We start from the raw sequence: 18599 nt of genomic DNA, 5'->3' as shown, positions 1-18599 counted from the left end.
CAGGAGAGAGCAGCGGAGTGCCTTCAGCGCTTCACAGCCGGGCCGGTATCACAAATGACAACATAGCTGTTCTGACGCTGCGGTTATTAGTGTTAAATTTCTGTTTCATCTGACGCGCCCGGACGGTGGCGTGTCGCCACGGCATCATGGACATTCTGACTGATGAGGAGGATGGAGCAACATGACGGAACAGAGCAGCGTCATCACTGAACTTACTGAACTAGAACGTCTTTACGGCACGGTAGCCCGGCCGTCGATCGCTAAGGTGACGGATCATATCCACCCCGCCTATCGTCCGTTTATCGACGCTTCGCCGTTTGTTGCCCTGGCCACATCGGGACCTGACGGGCTGGATGTGTCACCGCGCGGCGATCCGGCCGGCTTTATCGACATTGAGGATGACAGAACACTTCTGCTGCCAGACCGGCGCGGCAACAACCGCATCGACAGTCTGCGCAACATTCTGTATGACAATCGGGTGGCGCTGCTGTTTCTGGTCCCCGGTATTGGCGAGACGCTGCGGGTAAACGGCACAGCCGCAATCAGCACCGATCCGGCGCTGCTGGAACGTTTTGCCGTCAACAGCCAGCTGCCAAAGACGGTGCTGCGTATCGCCGTCGACACTGTTTTCTTTCAGTGCAGCCGGGCGATTCTCCGCGCCGGACTCTGGGATGTGACAACGCAGATCCCGCGGCAGAGCCTGCCCAGCACCGGCTCCATTCTCCGGCAGATTGCGGAAATTGATGGTGAAGCTTATGACAAAGCGCTGCCAGAACGCCTGAAGAATTCGCTTTATTGATCCTTCGTGCCTGCCGATCGCTTTTCAGGGATCCGCAGGCTCATTGCTGAGAGCAGGATGGGATAGCGTCAGGCGAAGCGCGCCAGAATGCTCTTTGCCTGGCTGTAGTCGTAAGAGGTAACTTCAATCTTATTTTCGCTGGGGTCGTTGAAATAGACCGACATCGACACCTCATGGTCACTGATGCTGAACGGGATGCTGCTCAGCCTGTGCAATATCTTCAACGTACAAATGGATATGATCGATCTCCGCTATTTTCATCTTCAGGCCTCCTCAAACCCGGTTTCCGGGATACTCATTTAGATTGATTTAATAACATTTCACCCGCCTCTGGCCGTCTCAGCGTCAGATGATCAACGCGCCGGAGAGGCGCGTCATTCAGACAGCAGGATTCGTTAAAGCAAAGATATTGCATTAAGCCCTGAGCAGGCGTATACCTCTTTTAAAGCTAATATTTTGCATTAAGGGACTTATCATGACCCATGCTCTGACGCCTCAGGCCGCAACCCGCACCACGATCTTCAGCTTTACCAGCGCCGCGCTGATCTCCGCCACCAGCAGTGCACCCACACCGCTCTATCCCCTTTACCGGACGCTTTTTCACCTGACGCCAACGATGCTGACGCTGATTTTTGGTGCCTATGCTTTCGCACTGCTGGCGGCGCTGCTGACGGTAGGAAAAGTGTCCGACTATACCGGGCGACGTCCGCTGATGTTGCTGGCGCTGGCGCTCAACGCCATTGCGCTGGTGATCTTTATGACCGCCGGGTCGGCGACAACCCTGATTGCAGCCCGTCTGGTGCAGGGGTTTGCCACGGGAATTGCGTTACCGACATTCGGTGCCAGCCTGCTGGATGCCAGCAAAACACGCGGGCCGCTGCTCAACTCGTTTACCGCGTTTCTTGGGATGACGCTGGGCACCCTCGCGGGCGGCATACTGGTGAGTCTGGCCCCCTATCCTACCGTAACGCTGTACGCACTCCTGTTGTTACTGATGCTGTTTGCCATGACACTGCTGCCTCTTATCCCTGAAACCATTTCGCCTCAGCCTGGCGTGCTGGCCGCTCTGCGCCCTCAGGTCAGCATACCGCGCCGTGCGCTCGGCCCGTTGTTAAAAGTGGCACCGGTGAATATCGCCACCTGGATGCTCGGCGGTTTCTACCTCTCGCTGATGCCCACGATGGTGGCAAACGCCACCGGACTCACCTCGCCCTTCATCGGCGGATCGGTTGTTGCGACGCTGATGCTGAGCGCAACGGCAGCGGTCTTTCTTTTTCGTCCGCTGCCGCCCGCCCGCGCACTGGTCATCGGGACGCTGATGCTGATGACCGGCGTGAGCGTGACGCTGACCGGCCTTTCGCTGCATAGCGTGGTCTGGCTTTATATCGGCACCGCCCTCGCGGGCCAGGGGTTTGGTTCTATTTTCGCTAACGTGCTGAAAATCATCATGCAGTTAGCGGAAAGTCATGAACGCGCGGGCCTCTTCTCTGCCTTTCTGATCAAAAGTTATCTCGCGTTTGCCCTGCCCGCGATTGCCGCCGGTATTGTCGCGCCGCATCTCGGACTGACCCGGACGGCCTGGTGCTACGGGATGACCATCCTGGTGCTGGCGATGGTGTCGCTGCTGGCAGTAAGAGGCCGTGCGCTGGCGGGCGCAGCCGGTTCGTGATCCCGGGATGACGCGGCCGGTTAGCAGCCGCGTCATCCACAATCGGCAATTTTCACTTACACTCAACGCATTAATGTCTGGTGCAGTTGCTGTGCGATGCCGTGAGAATGATGCCGAAATCCCAATCCGTTCCGGTCCTGAACCGCTTTTCCCCTGCTACCCGGCGCTGGTTTTCTGCCGCCTTTAAAGCCCCGACCCCGGTACAGCAGGCGGCATGGCAGGCCATCGCCAGCGGAGCGCATGCGCTGGTGATTGCCCCTACCGGCTCAGGAAAAACGCTGGCCGCCTTTATGACCGCCATCGATGCGCTGTTTCAGGCCCGGGCAGAACAGCCCGCACCCTCACGTGAAACCACGACCCGCGTGCTCTACATTTCTCCAGTCAAAGCGCTGGCGGCGGATGTGCAGCGCAACCTGACGCTTCCACTTGCCGGTGTCTGTGCTGAGCGGCAGGCGCTGGATGAGCCCGCGATCACCCTGACTGTCGGAATGCGTTCCGGTGATACGCCAGCTGCAGAGCGCGCCCGGCTGCTGCGCCGCCCACCCGATATTCTGATCACCACCCCGGAATCGCTGTTTCTGATGCTGACCTCAAAAGCGCGCACGACGCTGCAGGGTGTCACCACGGTTATTGTTGATGAAGTGCATGCTGTAGCGGGTTCAAAACGCGGCTCTCAGCTTGCCCTGAGTCTGGAGCGGCTGGATGCACTGCTGCCGCGGCCCGCTCAGCGCGTGGGGCTCTCCGCCACGGTGCGACCGGTTGAGCGTATTGCTGCATTCCTGGGAGGCAGCCAGCCCGTCCAGGTGGTTAATCCCTCCTCCGATCGCACCCTGCACCTGACTATCGAAGTGCCGGTGCCGGATATGACGGACATCGCCAGTGACAGCGACCTCAGCGGCGAAACGCCGTCAGCCAGCGGATCGATCTGGCCGCATATCGAAGCACGCATTCTGCAGCAGGTGATGGCCCACCGCGCCACGCTGGTGTTTGTTAATTCGCGAGGGCTGGCTGAAAAACTCACTGCCCGTCTCAATGCGCGTTTTTTTGAAAGGCAGGCGGCGGAAGATCCGGATACCGCAAGCAGCGACAGCCGTGCTGATCCTATCGCCCGCTCGCATCACGGTTCCGTTTCCAAAGAGCAGCGCGCCGGGATCGAATCGGCACTCAAGCAGGGCAGCCTGCGCTGCGTGGTCGCCACCTCCAGCCTTGAACTTGGTATCGATATGGGGCCAGTGGATCTGGTGATTCAGGTAGGCGCTCCGCTCTCGGTCGCCAGCGCTCTGCAGCGCGTGGGGCGAGCCGGACATCAGGTTGGCGGCATGTCAACCGGCATCCTGTTTCCCCGAACGCGACACGATCTGCTGGATGCCGCTGTTACCTTACAGTCGATGCGTGCCGGCCAGCTCGATGCGCTTAGCCCGCCCCTTAATCCGCTGGATATTCTGGCGCAGCAGACGCTGGCAGCCGTTGCCATGGACTCCCTTCAGGCCGAGGCATGGTACAGCCTCGTCTGCCGGGCCGACCCGTTTCGCGGGCTGTCGCGCCGCCTGTTTGACGCCACGCTGGATATGCTGGCCGGGAAATATCCCTCGGAGGGTTTCGCGCAGCTACGGCCACAGCTGATCTGGGATCGTGAGAGCGGTCTGCTGAGCGCGCGTCCCGGCGCTCAGCACCTGGCCGTGACCAGTGGCGGCACCATTCCCGATCGCGGCATGTTCAGCGTGATGCTGCCGGAAGGCGAAGAGCAGGCTGGCTCACGTCGCGTCGGGGAGCTGGATGAAGAGATGGTGTATGAGTCGCGCATTAATGACATCATCACCTTGGGCGCCTCCTCCTGGCGGATTCAGCAGATCACACACGACCAGGTGGTGGTGGTGCCTGCTCCGGGCCGTCAGGCTCGTTTGCCCTTCTGGCGGGGAGAAGGGGTTGGCCGGTCGGCCGATGCCGGAGCCAGTCTCGGGCTGTTTCTGCGCCAGCTGAATAACGTCTCCCCGGCTGAGGCGGAGAAACAGCTGCTGTCGCTGGGCCTGAATCCCCATGCAGTGACCAATCTGCTGGCCCTGCTGGCGGATCAACGCACCGCAACCGGCGTCATCCCGGACGACCGTACGCTGCTGATCGAACGCTGCCGTGATGAACTGGGTGACTGGCGGGTCATTCTCCATTCGCCGTGGGGAAAGCGGGTCAATGCTCCCTGGGCACTGGCGATTGCCGCACGTATTGAGCACCGGATGGGCCTGGATGCCTCTGTGGCGGCCAGCGATGATGGCATCGTCGCCCGCTTCCCCGCCAGCGAGGAAGAGCCTCCGGGCACGGAACTTTTTGTCTTCGGGAGTGACAGGCTCACGCAGATCGTTACCGAGAGTGTGGGTCACTCTGCGCTGTTCGCCGCCCGCTTTCGTGAGTGTGCCTCGCGCGCGCTGCTGCTGCCCAGGCGCAATCCGGGCAAGCGTTCCCCGCTCTGGCAGCAGCGGCTGCGCGCCGGTCAGTTGCTGGCGGTTGCCAGCGCGCATGACGACTTTCCGATCCTGATCGAGACCGCACGCGAATGTCTGCAGGATGTTTATGACCTGCCTGCCCTGCACCATTTAATGGAGCAGATTGCGCAGGGCGAGGTGCAGTTCAGCGAAGTCACCACCGGACAGCCCTCCCCTTTCGCCGCTCCGCTGCTGTTTGGTTATGTCGCTGAATTTATCTATGCCAGCGATGCCCCTCAGGCGGAACGTCGTGCCTCTCTGCTGTCACTCGACAGCAACCTGCTGGGTGAACTGCTTGGCCAGACCCGCAAGCGTGACCTGCTGGAACCCGCTGTCATCGTCGGGGTTGAACAGGCGTTACAGCGCCGTGATCCCCGCTATCAGGCACAGCACGCCGAAGGCATCATCGATCTGCTGCGCGATCTTGGTCCGCTCTCCGTAACGGAGGTACGGGCACGCTTCAGCGGGGATGCACAGCAGGTCACCGGGGCGTTAACGCAGTTTGCGGCTGCGCGGCGTATTATTCCGGTCATCATCGCGGGTGAAGATCGCTGGGCCGTCATTGAAGATGCTGCCCGGCTGCGCGATGCGCTGGCGGTAGCGTTACCTGATGACCTGCCAGCAACATTTCTGTTACCACCCGCCGCCCCGCTGCATGATCTGATTGGCCAGTATGCACGCACCCATACGCTGTTCACCGCCCGGTCGCTGGCAGCCCGCTATGGTCTGGGTGTCGCCGTGGTGAATGAGGTACTGCTGACCCTGCTTCAGCAGGGCAGCCTGCTGAATATGGGATCGGCAGCAGGCGAGTCGGAACCGGCGTGGGTCGCCGCCGATATCTTCTCGCGACTGCGACTGCGTTCACTGCAATCAGCACGTGAAGCCACGCGCCCTGTTCCGCCCGCTGTCTGGGTCACTCTGTTGCTTGAGCGCCACGGCGTGCTGAATGAACGGCGTCAGGAGCAGCAGGGTGCCGAGGGCGTGTTACGGGTCATTGAGCAGCTCGCTGGCGTGCCGTTACCCGCCTCGCTCTGGGAGTCGCAGATCCTGCGCGCCAGAGTGGCCGACTATCAACCCGCCATGCTTGATGAACTGCTCAGCCGTGGCGAGGTGATCTGGTGTGGTCATAAGGCGCTGGGCCACAACGATGGGCTGATCTCGCTGCACCTGACTGAATGTGCCGCGGAGACGCTGCCGGTCATTGACACCACCCAGCCTGTCACGCCGCTGCAGCAGCAGGTTATTGACGCACTCAGCCGGGGTGGCGCCTGGTTCGTTCACGAGATCATGGCGCAGCAGGGGGAGGCAGAGTTGCCGTCTGACAGCCTCTGTGAGGCGCTGTGGCAACTGGTGTGGCAGGGTTGTGTCACCGCAGACAGCTGGATTGCGGTGCGGGGCCTGCTCACGACACCGGGTGCATCCCGTGCGCGTCCGGCACGTACCCTGCGCACGCGTTTTGGCCAGCGCTTTACACCTGGCGCGCTGACAGCCCGCAGACCGGCGGTCAACACTCTGGCCGGACGCTGGTCGCGGCTCCCGCGTCAGCCGGTTGCGCCTGCCCGACTGGCCCTGTCGCTGGCGGAGAACCTGCTTGACCGTTATGGCGTGATCACCCGCGGCAGCGCGGTTGCTGAACAGATCCCGGGAGGGTTTCCGGCTCTGCAGCCGGTATTGCGCAGTATGGAAGATGCCGGTCGGCTGTTACGCGGACGTTTTGTCGACGGTGCGGGCGGTGCACAGTTTGCCGATCAGCAGACGATTGAACGACTGCGCAAACTGGCAGAGAACCCGGTCGCTGAGGCTGACGCCGTCGTACTGGCAGCACCCGATCCGGCTAATCCGTTTGGCGCGATGCTGAGCTGGCCGGTTCATGGCAGCGGTACACGCCCCACCCGTCGTCCGGGCGGACGCGTGGTGATTGCCGGTGGCGCACTGCTGCTCTACCTGCCCCCCGGCGGTAAAGAGTTACTGACCTTTACTGACGATCCCGCACGGCAACAGGCGGCGGTGGCGGCACTGGGTGCGGCGCTGCAACGGGAAAATTCATCCATGTTTACGCTGGAGCGGGCAGATGGCAAACCGGTAACCCAGTCTCCCCTGCTTAACGCTTTACGCCACGCCGGTTTTTCGCGGGTGCCACAGGGTCTCAGCTGGTATAGCTGAACACCTGCCGGATCGCTGAATCACCATTACACTTAATCGACATCCACGCAGGAGGTTTTCATGTCAGATACCACCATGACTTTCAAGTTAGGCGATCGCGAAGTTAGCCGTCTTGGCTATGGCGCTATGCAACTGGCCGGGCCTGGCGTGTTTGGCCCGGTTAAAGATGAAGCGCGCGCGATACAGGTTTTACGTGACGCCATTGAAGCTGGCGTCAACCATATCGACACCAGCGATTTTTATGGTCCGCACGAAACCAACAAATTAATCAGGAAGGCGCTCCATCCCTATCCGGAAGATCTCTGTATTGTCACCAAAGTGGGGGCACGTCGTGATGCAAGAGGCGGCTGGCAGGCGGCGATGGAGCCGGAGGCGCTGACCCAGGCCGTAGAAGATAATCTCCGCCACCTGGGCCTGGACGTTCTTGAGGTGGTGAATCTGCGCAGTATGCTGCATCCGGCTAAACCCAAAGAGGGCTCTCTGGCCCCTCAACTGGAGGCACTGCTGGCGTTGCAGGCACGCGGGCTGATTCGCCACATCGGTCTGAGTAATGTCACGGCTACGCAGATCGCAGAGGCCAGGGCGATGACGCCGATTGTCTGCGTACAGAACATGTATAACCTCGCGCATCGGCAGGATGATGAGCTGGTGGATCAGCTTGCTCAGCAGGGCATCGCCTGGGTGCCTTTCTTCCCGCTGGGCGGTTTTTCTCCCCTGCAGTCGGATCGGCTTAATGAGGTGGCTGCGTCCCTGAACGCCACCCCTATGCAGGTCGCCCTGGCCTGGCTGCTGCGACGTTCGCCCAATATTCTGCTGATACCGGGCACCTCCTCCCCCGCGCATCTGCAGGAGAACCTCGCCAGCCGCAGCCTGGTGCTGTCAGACGAGGTGATGGCAAAACTGAATTCGCTATAAATCCCGGCCTGCACACTGCAGGCCGGTTGTGATCCTGTATTCAGAAGTCACTGAGGCAGGCTGCCAGTGGGGGCCTGTCACTGCAGTCAATGTGATGCGTGATGCGCGCGATCATGTAAGGATAGAACGGGTTAGAGGTCGCACGCATAATCGAGTCCAGCCCCACGATCAGCACGGCACTCTCACCGCGCAGCGACAGCGTGCCAAAACTGATACCGAATTCATTTTTCCTTTCAGGCGCACTGCCATAAAGCCCATCCTCCGCCGGAAACGGAATAGCGACATGTGACAGAGAGTAGAGGCCGGCAGGATAGTCGATCGCCAGCGGCGCCCTCTTTTCCTTAGTCTCTCCCGCAGGCACGCTTCGGGTCACCATTTTGAGCGAGGTGGGTGATGCGTTGGTGATGAGGGTCGTGGCGTAATCCCGACGCGCCTCTGGCAACAGCTGACTGACCGCGGTGTAAGAGGAGCGGCGGAATAACGGACTGACGCTGACCGCCTGATTGATATCAAACAGCACCAGCTGACTGCCATTTTCCGGCAGGTAGTGATAGAGCGATCGGATGACCGAAGGCGTACTCACGGTCGAGTCCATCACGGACTGAAAGGTCAGCACCGGCGGGAAATCTGACAATCGCTGGTCACGGGCATTCTGCTGAATCTCCTTCTGCAGCGCCTGCGTCAGCAGCCAGGTCTGGCGGGCTGCGTGTATCGGGAAGGAGTTATATTTAAACGGGTTAAACTCCGGCACGATGTTCAGCCAGGCCGTTTTCGAAAAGGCCGGCAACACAGAGGGCAGACCAGCCATGCCCGCGAAGCGGGCAAAACGGGTTACGCCGATCATCGGCGATAACAGAATCAGCTGCTGCGGCTGACGCAGCGTGGGATCATTCTGGCTGTCGAGGGCATATTTTACGGCCAGCGCCCCGCCGTTTGAGAATCCCACCAGATGCAGAGGCGTCTGCTTGCCTGCCAGCCGCGTCGCCTCTCTTACCGCCAGACGTGTCGCAGCCATCCAGTCCTGCCAGTCAACATCGGTCAGCCCTGCGGGCACCGTACCGTGACCCGGTAACCTTATCGCGACCGCCACATAGCCCTGCTGACGATACACTTCTGCAACGTGCCGCAGGCTATAGGGACTGTCGGTCAGCCCATGCAACAGGACAACGCTTCCACGGGGTTTGCCGGTCGGGTGCAGAATATAGGAGCGGTTCCAGTCCTGAGCAAAATGGCCCGGATAGATCATGCTGTCGGCAAAGTAGCGGTTGAGCGGGGTTTTCTCATCATCGCTGAGCCGATCAGTGACCTGCTGCTTCATCTCATCGAACAGCCGGTTCTCTGCCCTGAGATAGTCGGCATAGCTCGCCTTATCGAGCGCTTCAACGGTCAGCTCATGCGGAACCCAGGTATGCCAGCGCTGTAGCTCAGGTCCGCGTTCTGCTTCATAGATACGAAAAATCAGTAACAGAAGTATCAGCCCCCCAGCCACCAGGATGACATGCCATAGCCTGCGGGAAATGGTTTTCAGCTTCCGGGTCATAGTTCCTTTCCAGAAAAATCAGAATGTACAGCGAACCCTGCGAACGGCACATTGCCGTTACTGTGATGGCCGGGAGTATGAGTAAACGGCCCGTTCAGCACCTGAGACTCTCTGAATAAAAGCGAGCCAGAACAGCAGCGTTTTCTGAGCCCTCCGCACGGTGAACCCCTTAGGTTTGGTATACAGAGCAGATGACAAGGGAGTATAGCGCAGCGCCTCAGGCAATCTTTGTCTGCGGTCATGCTTCATCTGACTGACCGTTTCTGTAATAACTACCGGGAGTGTAATGCGTTGTTTTCTGGCGATTTCAGCCTGAAATCGCCAGAGCGGTATAAAAAAAGACCACACCTCTGAGCTGATTACAGTGAACGTTTATTCTGATGACGCATCAGCCGGAGGAAGAAAAAGACAGATTGAGGGGAATGCGGAGAGGAAAACCGGATTCGGCGCGAGTGCCGAATCCGGGGATGGGATTATCAGGCTTCAGCCGCTTTCTGCTTTTCGCCAAACTTCTCTTTCATGTGTGATTCGATCTCTTCCAGACTCTTTCCGCGCGTTTCCGGCACCATCGCCATCACGAAGATAAGCGATCCGACGTTAATCGCAGCAAAGATAAAGAAGGTGGTGCTGCCGGCATATTCCATGATCGGCGGGAAGCCAAACGCGACTACCGCATTGAAAATCCACTGAAGTGACACTGCACCGCCCGTCAGGACGCCGCGCAGCTGCATCGGGAACAGCTCCGACATCATCAGCCAGTAGACCGGCGAGATGCACATCTGCATGCAGAACAGGAACAGCAGAATACAGGCCAGCGCCAGATAACTCTGCATCAGGCTGGTGCTCATAAAGGTCAGCACGCTGCCCAGCAGAATCTGCGCGGTGACAACCAGGCAAAGTCCGGTGATCAGCATGGTGCGACGCGGGAAGCGACTGATAGCCCAGATGCCGACAAAAGTGGCCAACACGGATACCACGCCGTTACCGATGGTGGCGGCGATCGAGGCACTGGTGCCCAGACCGGTCGACTTCAGGATAATAGGCGTGTAGTACATAAACCCGTTAACGCCGGTAAACTGCGCGACGAAGCCCAGACCGACGCCGATGATCATCAGCCGGATGACCCATTTCTCACGGATCAGGGTTTTCGCGTCCGGACCCCGCTCTGCTGCCCTCGCCTGCTTCTTCATCTGCGCCATCTCATGGCGCACCTCACGCGGCGTCTCGCGCAGGTATTTCAGGATCTTTTTCGCCTCTTTCAGTCGGCCTTCCGCCACCAGCCAGTGTGGTGATGCAGGCACAAAGAAGGTGCCGATAAACAGCAGAAGCCCCGGCACCATCGCAATCGCCAGCATATAGCGCCACAGGTGCTCGTCATGCAGCAGATAGCTCAGCAGCGTACTGGCAACGTAGGCGACCAGCTGCCCGGTAACAATCATCAGCTCGTTACGGCTGACCAGTGGCGCACGCAGGCGCGGTCCGGCAATCTCGGCGATAAACACCGGCACAGTCGACGAGCCACCGCCGACAGCGATACCCAGCAGGAAGCGCATCGCTACCATGACGTTGACCGAAGGTGCCAGCGCAGTTCCCAGTGAACCCAGCACGAAAATCACTGCCAGTGAGCGTAACGTGATACGGCGACCAAAGCGGTCAGAGAAGAAACCACTAAGGAAAGAACCGATCGCGGCCCCGAACACCAGCGAAGAGGCGACCAGTCCTTCGGTGAAGGAGTTAAGCCCCAGCCCGCCCTGAGCAGGCGGGGACGTCATATAAGGTAATGCACCTGAGATAATCCCGGTGTCGTAACCAAAAGCCAGCGCACCCATCGTCGCCACCAGCACCACCAGAAAAATACGCTGGCGAACCGTATCGGCTGGCGCGTGGTCGCCCGTATCACCCGAGTCTGAAGTATTAATACTCATCATATCCCTGTCATAAAAGTTAAGCGGCCCGCCTGATTAAATTTCATACGGACCAGAAATGGAACATTCGCACCAATTGTGTAAAGAAGTGTAGACGGTATTCTGGAGTTAGCTCTTGCAAAGCACTTTTTATAAAGCGTGACTTTTAAACAGGTTAATCAGCGTGATAGTCGCGCTGACTGACTAACCCTCTGCCGGTGTGATGACATCGCTCATGGTGATGCTGTCCGGCGGATACCGCGTCAGCTGGCTGGCAGAAATGTGCATTTTCCGATCTTATCCTGACAACCCGGAATGACACCTGAACGGCCTTTTACTGATTGCAGTGGACAGTTCAGGTGGAATATCGACGCACTATCGTTATGAGCAGATCGGATGATTGCGCTACCTTCTCGACGCCAGTGCCTAGGGGCGAAGTGTGGCGGTAAGTGCAAAGGGACAGCCGTAGGAAGCAGGGCGTAAAGTCTGTCGGTGCAGTACCCGGAACCGTTGACTTCCCGATTCACTGTAAACAGTAGCGGGCTTATTGGCGGAGAGAAAAGTTATCCACTTTTTCTGTGGATAACTGAGGGATATTTTCTGAGTATCTTTTCATACTGGCTGACCTTCACCCGTCTATGAAGCAGACAGGCTTGGTGTCTCCTCCTTTATGTTCATTTGTAAACACCACGCTGGTGACGGGGTAGTGGCGCAAATGGCGATTTCAGGCTGAAATTCTCAGTACATAAATTTTAAATACAACGGGTTAAGGTCAAAGTCACCACGCAGACATGCGCACTTTTACTTAAAGTCCGCCGGGCAGCGCTGAATAATTCTGAGCTAAGGCACGACGACTTAAAATCAGTCTGGCGGGGCTGGTCACTAATGAAGCACCTTAGCGACAGCAGTATGCCGTTACGCTGACCAGGAGGCACGATCCAGCGCAATAAGAAGGTAAAGCAGAGAAAGGCGAGGTTTTGCCCTCAGCGTAAACCAGGCGGCGACGAAGCATGCGTTAAAAGGGCTGATGACGTGGCGATTTCATGACGGTTGAAAGCAGACAATTCATGAATAAACACATGCTATTCAACAGGTTAATTATCACACACACGCTGAAATCATGGCGATTTCAGCCTGAAATTCGGCTTTAAGTCGTCTGTCAGACAGCGTATGCAGGGATAACCATAAAAAAAAGCCAGCCCCGAAGGCTGGCTGATGAGAAAAGCATGAACTCAGCGGTTGAGATATTTTTTTAGCGTCTCGGCGATGACTTTATCCAGTTCTTCCTGCAACTCTTTCGACTGACGGTTAAACTCATAGCTGAACATCCGGCCACGCACCTTTTTGCGGGCAAAGCGATCTTTGTCAGCAAATGACCAGAGCGCCACTGAGTGCGTTTTATCTTTTTCCGGTTCCTTGATCAGCGTCTGGCTCCCCTGACGAATCAGACGCAGGATGTGATTTTTAATCTCATCCTCCGCCAGACCTTCGCGGGCGCACACCACATCAATTTCCATCGAGATGGCTTCAATCAGCGCCTCTGTGCTTTGTCCTGACTCGTTCAGCTTCTCCGCTGCCTGTAATAACGCTTTATAGTCCGGATAAGTGAGTTCAGCATGATTAGGGAATAGGGAAATCAGATCGGCAGGGACGCTGGCAGCCTGAAGCGCACGCGTGACTTTTGCCTGAGACAGCCCCTGATTTTCGGCAATCTCTTTTTGTGATAATCCGCCATCCTTCAGCGTCAGCAGACGCATCCCCACTTCACGCAGGTTATGCTCCCGGGCCGTCTGAATATCCTGCGCCAGTCTGCGCGCCTCATCGGCGGTGACAGGCGATTCGGTTATCAGGACATCCAGACCGGTCTTGCAGTAAAGCGCAGCGGCACGGCGACGTGAGCCGTCAAGGATCTCAATGCGTCCGTCACGCATCACACCAATCGCAGGGAAAAACTGCTGCAGTTTGATGGTGCGGATAATGTCACGCAGGGAATCCGGTGTCAGTCCTGCCTGATCGCGTCCGTTGGTTTCCATCGTGACAAAGGTTTTGCTTTCAACATCGCCTGCGGCAATGCGTTCAAAACGAAACTGCGCGCGCTTGCCGGTGGCCAGCACGAAAGTCTGGCTGTGCTGGCTGTCAGGTGCATCATTTTCCAGTGGTGTCTGGCTGAAGGTTCTGCCAATCGTAATTCTTTTTGCGCTCATACAAACCTCAGTTCAGGCGAATAAATTCGATACGGTCGAATACGGCTTTTGCAAAATCCTCTGCGGCGGAGCGCGCATTTTTCAGGGCTTCGCTGCTGCCAACGTAGGTCGACGGGTTCGCGGAAATGACCGTATCAAAGGATTCACCACAACGTTCGAAACCATCCAGGCGGGGAAGGGCTGCATCAAGCATATCGCCACCAAAAATCTCTTTTGCCAGGCTGTGGCAGAGTTTATGGTCTGCTTTATTTGAGAGCTTGGACATAAAGCCGATGTTGCCCTGTAAGCGGCAGGTTGCGCCGGAATCTTCAATAATCGCGATCAGCTCTGGCAGGCGAGTCAGATACTTAAGCGTTGAGTGGAAGTCAACCTGGGCCGGAGGAACCGGCGTCATTAGCAGGTCAGAAGCTGCGATGGCGTTCTTCAGAAACGCATCCAGATGCGGCCCGCTGTCGACAAAGATGAAGTCATAATCTTTTTTCAGCTTAGCGATAACGTTGTCATACAGCACGGCATGAACGTTCTGCTGTGGCAGATGCTCAGCGCAGAGCTCATCCCAGCGCGAAGCGATAAAGGCATCGTCAATCGAGGCTGGCAGCACATCTACACCGGGAATGATTGAAGGAACGATAAATTCATTAACCAGCTCATCCCGCGAGACATTCTGCAGCATCGCCTGAGCAGCCGTCGCCTCCACCAGCCCTACTGAGCGCTCGTGGTTCAGAAACATCGTGGCTGAGGACTGCGGATCGAGGTCAATAACAAGGATACGCAAATCTTCAAACAGCAGATGGGGGTGGGCGCGCAGCGCGTGCGCCAGCGAAACGGTAGAAACGGTTTTGGAAACGCCGCCCTTCAGATTGCCGACAAAGAGGGTGTAGGCTTCACCATGGCGGTCGCGATACTTTGGCACGCCACGATGATGATAAATATCGATAATATTCTGGATCGACATGGCGTACTTAACAGACGTCCCTGCGGCGCGTTTATCAAACTGATAGCCACTCTCTTCCATCTCATTAACGGCATAATCGACGCTGGCTCGGGTCAGTTTAGGCAACTTGGCTAACGCCGCCTTGGCGTAGACCTGATAATAGGTATTTTCATGCAGTTCCTGCTTCTGCGCCTGAATCTGCTCGGTGAGGCTGAGCAGCATGCGTTCTGAACGCTGTGCAACTTTCATCACCTGCTTGTCGTCGTTAGCCATAGTTGCTCCAGATATGTAGGATTTACGACTTTATACAGAAATCCTGCACATGAGGCAATAAATTATCCTCTCAACACAATCTGCGTTTTTATGTAACAGCACGGGTTATAGTGAGCTTCATCACACTATTGCTGCAGAGCGGAACGATATCGCGCGCTCAGAACCGGAACATTCACTGTAATCAGCATAACGTTCACTGTAATGAGTGAACCGATTGAGGGTAAGCAGTGGATGATTGCAATGACAGACAAGAGGTAAAAACAGCAGGCACAGGAAGATAAGCGGAAAACATTCACTGTAATCAGCAGCAGCCTAATCACAATGCCGGTAGCGATCGGCAGGATGGCGCGCCAGATCAGAATTGTGCAACCTGCAGATATCTGCATCCAGAGGTAAGAGTCGCTTCGTGGCTCAGCCAGCACAAAGCAAAACGTTCACTGTAATCAGTAGCGTTCAGTTTGCTGACGATAGCCTATCTGATGTTCACTGTAATCAGCAAAGGGAGGTTATAGGCCATGTCAGGCAGAGAGGGCAGGGCAAAGATTCACTGTAATAAGCAATAGTCTGCTGACCTTCTTTACGGAGGGTAAACCTGACGCGGAACAGCAGATAAAAGGTGAAACTGTCACTTCAGCGGCGGATAGCTAACTGCGTGTGGCTGGTAACGTTCACTGTAATCAGTCGCGCCTACTGTGGGCTACTATTCACTGTAGTCGGTAAGTGAACAAAGTCCAGGCTGACGTTCACTGTAATCAGCAAAAAGTGTCAATTCTGCGCGATCCGGTTTGGCCGCTGTAAGGATTAATCAGCGCCCTGCCTGACGCAGTAACTAACAACGTCTCTGCAGGGTATCTCTGATTCCCTGCTAACGTTCACTGTAATCAGCAAACAGGAGCAGCAGTTGTTCGTTAACGGCCAGGCATTCACTGTAATCAGTACAACATTCACTGTAGTCAGTACAACGCTTAAGATCATCTCCTGATCAGCATGCAGGTTTCAGGCAGGCGTCAGAAACATTCACTGTAATCAGTAGCGGTCACGCAGCAATCCGTAACCCTGTATGACGACAGCCTTAGCCTGTAGCTGTTCACTGTAATCAGTAACGCAACCCCGCTGTTCTGACCCTGGCGGCAGAGGATCATAGCGCGCTGAACCGGTGCATCATCATCACGCTGCTTTAAAGCAGGGAGAGATTGCTGCATTCACTGTAATCTGCAACAGGGGATAAGAGGACGGTCCGGAACGTTCACTGTAATCAGTAAATGTCAGCGCAGAGAAGATGACGAGAAATGTATGTGAGTACACACTTTCGTTTAAAGCCTTGAAACGGTAGCTTCTGCAGGAAAAGGATTATCGCTGTTATCGTTCTGAAAGGTAAAAGGCTACTGATTACAGTGAACGTTGCTGAATACAGTGAATGGGTGGGGGTGACTGATTACAGTGAATGGTGAGGAGAGGCTCGCTTCCCACCGGCAGCGGGAAAGTGACACTGCCACGCGGTCTGCTGATTACAGTGAACGCGAGCCGTTAGTCATCAAATTCGATGTCATCCAGGGAGTCGATACTCTCCAGATTGCTGATGCCATCCAGCTTTGGCGTACGGCTGTGGATAATGAAAAAGACTGAGCGACCACGCTTTACTTCTGAATAGTCCAGATAACCAATCTCTTTCAGCTGCTCCATCGCACGTCGTACCACGTGGTTCTGCGTCGTGGTCTTGGAGCCCAGATTGAGGCGCATGCGCAGGCGTGCCAGTGAGATAGGGGCCGGATTGGTGGGCAGACTCTCCAGGAAGGTATAGAGCGCCTGAGCAGACTCCTTACGCTTCAGACGGGATATCGCGCGCAGCTGAAGCAGGACTTTATGGTCAAAGTTATAGAGTTCGAACAGCTTTGGGTCAGCCTGAATACGCACGATATCTTTTTCACGATCGTAATAAGCAGACTGAACAAGGTGGGTGTGATACGCCTTGCCATTGCCTTCAAAGGAGAGGGTATTGGTCGCGATACGGCGTAACGACGCGTCCAGGCGCTTACGCAGTGCGGCTGAAGAGTTTGCCGAGGGAATGCCGCACATCTTCACAAAGTCGATAAAGGGGAGTGTGACGGTATCGCCTTTGGTGGGATAGCGGGAGAACGACTGAATGATGCCCGCCCAGGTTTTGAAATCGTTATCCATATCCAGCCGCGCGCCGGTAATGGTAATCTTTTCGTACCCTTCGGCTTTCACCAGCGTCAGGTTCTTCAGCTCTTTAGTCGCATCCGTTGAGGCCATCGCACCGGATTTACCGCGTGCCGTCGATTTCAGGGTCGGCACGAACAGTCCCAGACGCATTAAGGCGACCGGCTGAACAGTATTATTCTTGTTGGGATGAAGCTGAATAACTTCACCACTGTTTTTGGTCACTGACAGAAAAGGTTCTAGCAACGCTTTGTTTTCATTGTCTTTATCTGCCATGGCGTAGGATCTTCATTCTGTGGATGAAAGGGATCGTTTTCTGACTACAGTGAACATTAGCACTGTTTACAGTGAACATGCTACCTGGTACAGTGAATAAAGTACTGATTACAGTGAACACTTTACTGATTATAGTGAACGCGATCACCCTTTCAGCCCTTGGTGGGTGCGGCCTGCGACGATCGGGGATCTCTTAGGATCTCTATATGATCTATTAAGGATCGTTTTTTAGGATCGGGTCACTGTATAAGTGGATAACTTCCTCATTCGCTTATGCTTCAGAAGCGTTCAGGCTGCATCTCGTTTCTCTGCACATTTCGCGCCGGAAGCCAGTTCGCAGCAATCCTGCCACCTGCATTCTCGAAAAATAAACAACTTCCTCACTATTATTCATTTTTCATCATCAACTTCAGCGCGTATCGTCTTTTCATCACTGAAAGAATAAGGAAAGGGCACCATGACTGAACATGTACTCTCACGCAATCCGGCAACCGGCGAAATTCTGGCTCGTTATCCTCTTCAGAGCCCTGCAGAACTTGAACAGGCACTGACAAAAAGCGCCTCTGCCTTTGCCCTGTGGCAGCGCAGCAGCATGGACGATCGCGTTCGTGTCCTGCGTCAGCTGGGCGAACAGATCCGACTGCGGGAAAACGATCTCTCCCGCACCATTACCCTGGAGATGGGCAAACCGATTGCCCAGGCGCGCGCAGAGGTTCTGAAATGCGCAAACTTATGCGACTGGTATGCTGAACATGGCCCGGCCATGCTGGCCGATCAGCCAACGCAGGTTGCTGATGCCTGGCAGCGGTTTCGACCTCTGGGCGTCATCCTGGCGGTGATGCCGTGGAATTTCCCGCTGTGGCAGGTTCTGCGCGGTGCAGTAAGCATGCTGCTGGCCGGGAACACCTACCTGCTGAAACACGCGCCAAACGTCATGGGAAGCGCCACGCTGATGGCGGAACTCTTTGAAGCAACCGATCTGCCAGCTGGTGGCTTTAACCTGATTAACGTCGACAATGATGGGGTCTCCGTCGCCATCAAGGATGACCGGATTGCCGCTGTTGCGGTGACTGGCAGCGTACGGGCAGGTGCCGCTATTGCCGCACAGGCGGGCGCAGCACTGAAAAAGACCGTGCTGGAACTGGGCGGATCCGATCCCTTCATCGTACTGGCAGACGCCGATCTTGATGAAGCCGTGAAATCAGCCGTCATCGGACGTTTCCAGAACACCGGACAGGTCTGTATGGCTGCCAAGCGCTTTATT

General features: G+C 56.4%; 10 protein-coding genes. 5 read left to right on the top strand and 5 right to left on the bottom strand.

The genetic code is table 11. The features are described from left to right. The first annotated feature begins 181 nt into the window (after nucleotides 1-181). The 4 genes from HFD92_RS06230 (at nucleotide 182) to HFD92_RS06210 (ending at nucleotide 8023) form a co-directional block, all read left to right on the top strand. On the top strand, nucleotides 182-799 hold the full coding sequence (locus HFD92_RS06230; protein WP_167428516.1) for a pyridoxamine 5'-phosphate oxidase family protein: 618 nt from the start codon (nucleotides 182-184) through the stop codon (nucleotides 797-799). Between the two features lie 475 nt (nucleotides 800-1274). After that, entirely contained in the window at nucleotides 1275-2468 is a 1194-nt protein-coding gene (locus HFD92_RS06220) for an MFS transporter (protein ID WP_167428515.1), read from the top strand. Nucleotides 2469-2578: 110 nt separating this feature from the next. Further along, the gene (locus HFD92_RS06215) at nucleotides 2579-7108 is read left to right on the top strand and encodes an ATP-dependent helicase (protein ID WP_167428706.1); all 4530 of its coding nucleotides are present in this window, start codon (nucleotides 2579-2581) and stop codon (nucleotides 7106-7108) included. A gap of 60 nt (nucleotides 7109-7168) precedes the next feature. Next, the gene (locus tag HFD92_RS06210; RefSeq protein WP_167428514.1) at nucleotides 7169-8023 is read left to right on the top strand and encodes an aldo/keto reductase family oxidoreductase; all 855 of its coding nucleotides are present in this window, start codon (nucleotides 7169-7171) and stop codon (nucleotides 8021-8023) included. Between the two features lie 40 nt (nucleotides 8024-8063). Here the strand turns inward: HFD92_RS06210 and HFD92_RS06205 are convergent, their stop codons facing one another. The 5 genes from HFD92_RS06205 to HFD92_RS06185 all read right to left on the bottom strand — a co-directional run bounded on the left by HFD92_RS06205 (nucleotide 8064) and on the right by HFD92_RS06185 (nucleotide 17335). Next, nucleotides 8064-9563: a carboxylesterase gene (locus HFD92_RS06205; protein WP_167428513.1), complete on the bottom strand. Its 1500-nt coding sequence runs from the start codon at nucleotides 9561-9563 to the stop codon at nucleotides 8064-8066. Nucleotides 9564-10039: 476 nt separating this feature from the next. Beyond that, nucleotides 10040-11488, bottom strand: a complete 1449-nt coding sequence (locus tag HFD92_RS06200) for a sugar porter family MFS transporter (RefSeq protein ID WP_009092748.1) — start codon at nucleotides 11486-11488, stop codon at nucleotides 10040-10042. 1211 nt (nucleotides 11489-12699) lie between these two features. After that, nucleotides 12700-13671, bottom strand: coding sequence for a ParB family protein (locus HFD92_RS06195; RefSeq protein ID WP_111207217.1), 972 nt, complete (start codon nucleotides 13669-13671; stop codon nucleotides 12700-12702). A 7-nt stretch (nucleotides 13672-13678) separates the two neighbouring features. Beyond that, nucleotides 13679-14878, bottom strand: coding sequence for an AAA family ATPase (locus tag HFD92_RS06190; RefSeq protein WP_009092746.1), 1200 nt, complete (start codon nucleotides 14876-14878; stop codon nucleotides 13679-13681). 1527 nt (nucleotides 14879-16405) lie between these two features. Next, complete coding sequence (locus HFD92_RS06185; protein WP_009092744.1) at nucleotides 16406-17335, bottom strand: RepB family plasmid replication initiator protein; 930 nt, start codon at nucleotides 17333-17335, stop codon at nucleotides 16406-16408. A 457-nt stretch (nucleotides 17336-17792) separates the two neighbouring features. Here HFD92_RS06185 and HFD92_RS06180 point away from each other — a divergent pair. Further along, nucleotides 17793-18599: aldehyde dehydrogenase family protein (locus HFD92_RS06180; protein ID WP_167428512.1), on the top strand; the 807-nt coding region annotated here is incomplete at its 3' end.

It is taken from the genome of Pantoea sp. EKM101V (assembly GCF_011800325.1).
In the GTDB taxonomy this organism is placed as follows: Bacteria; Pseudomonadota; Gammaproteobacteria; order Enterobacterales; family Enterobacteriaceae; genus Pantoea; species Pantoea anthophila.
Note: the sequence above shows the minus strand (reverse complement) of the source record. Positions and strands in the feature narration are given on the sequence as shown.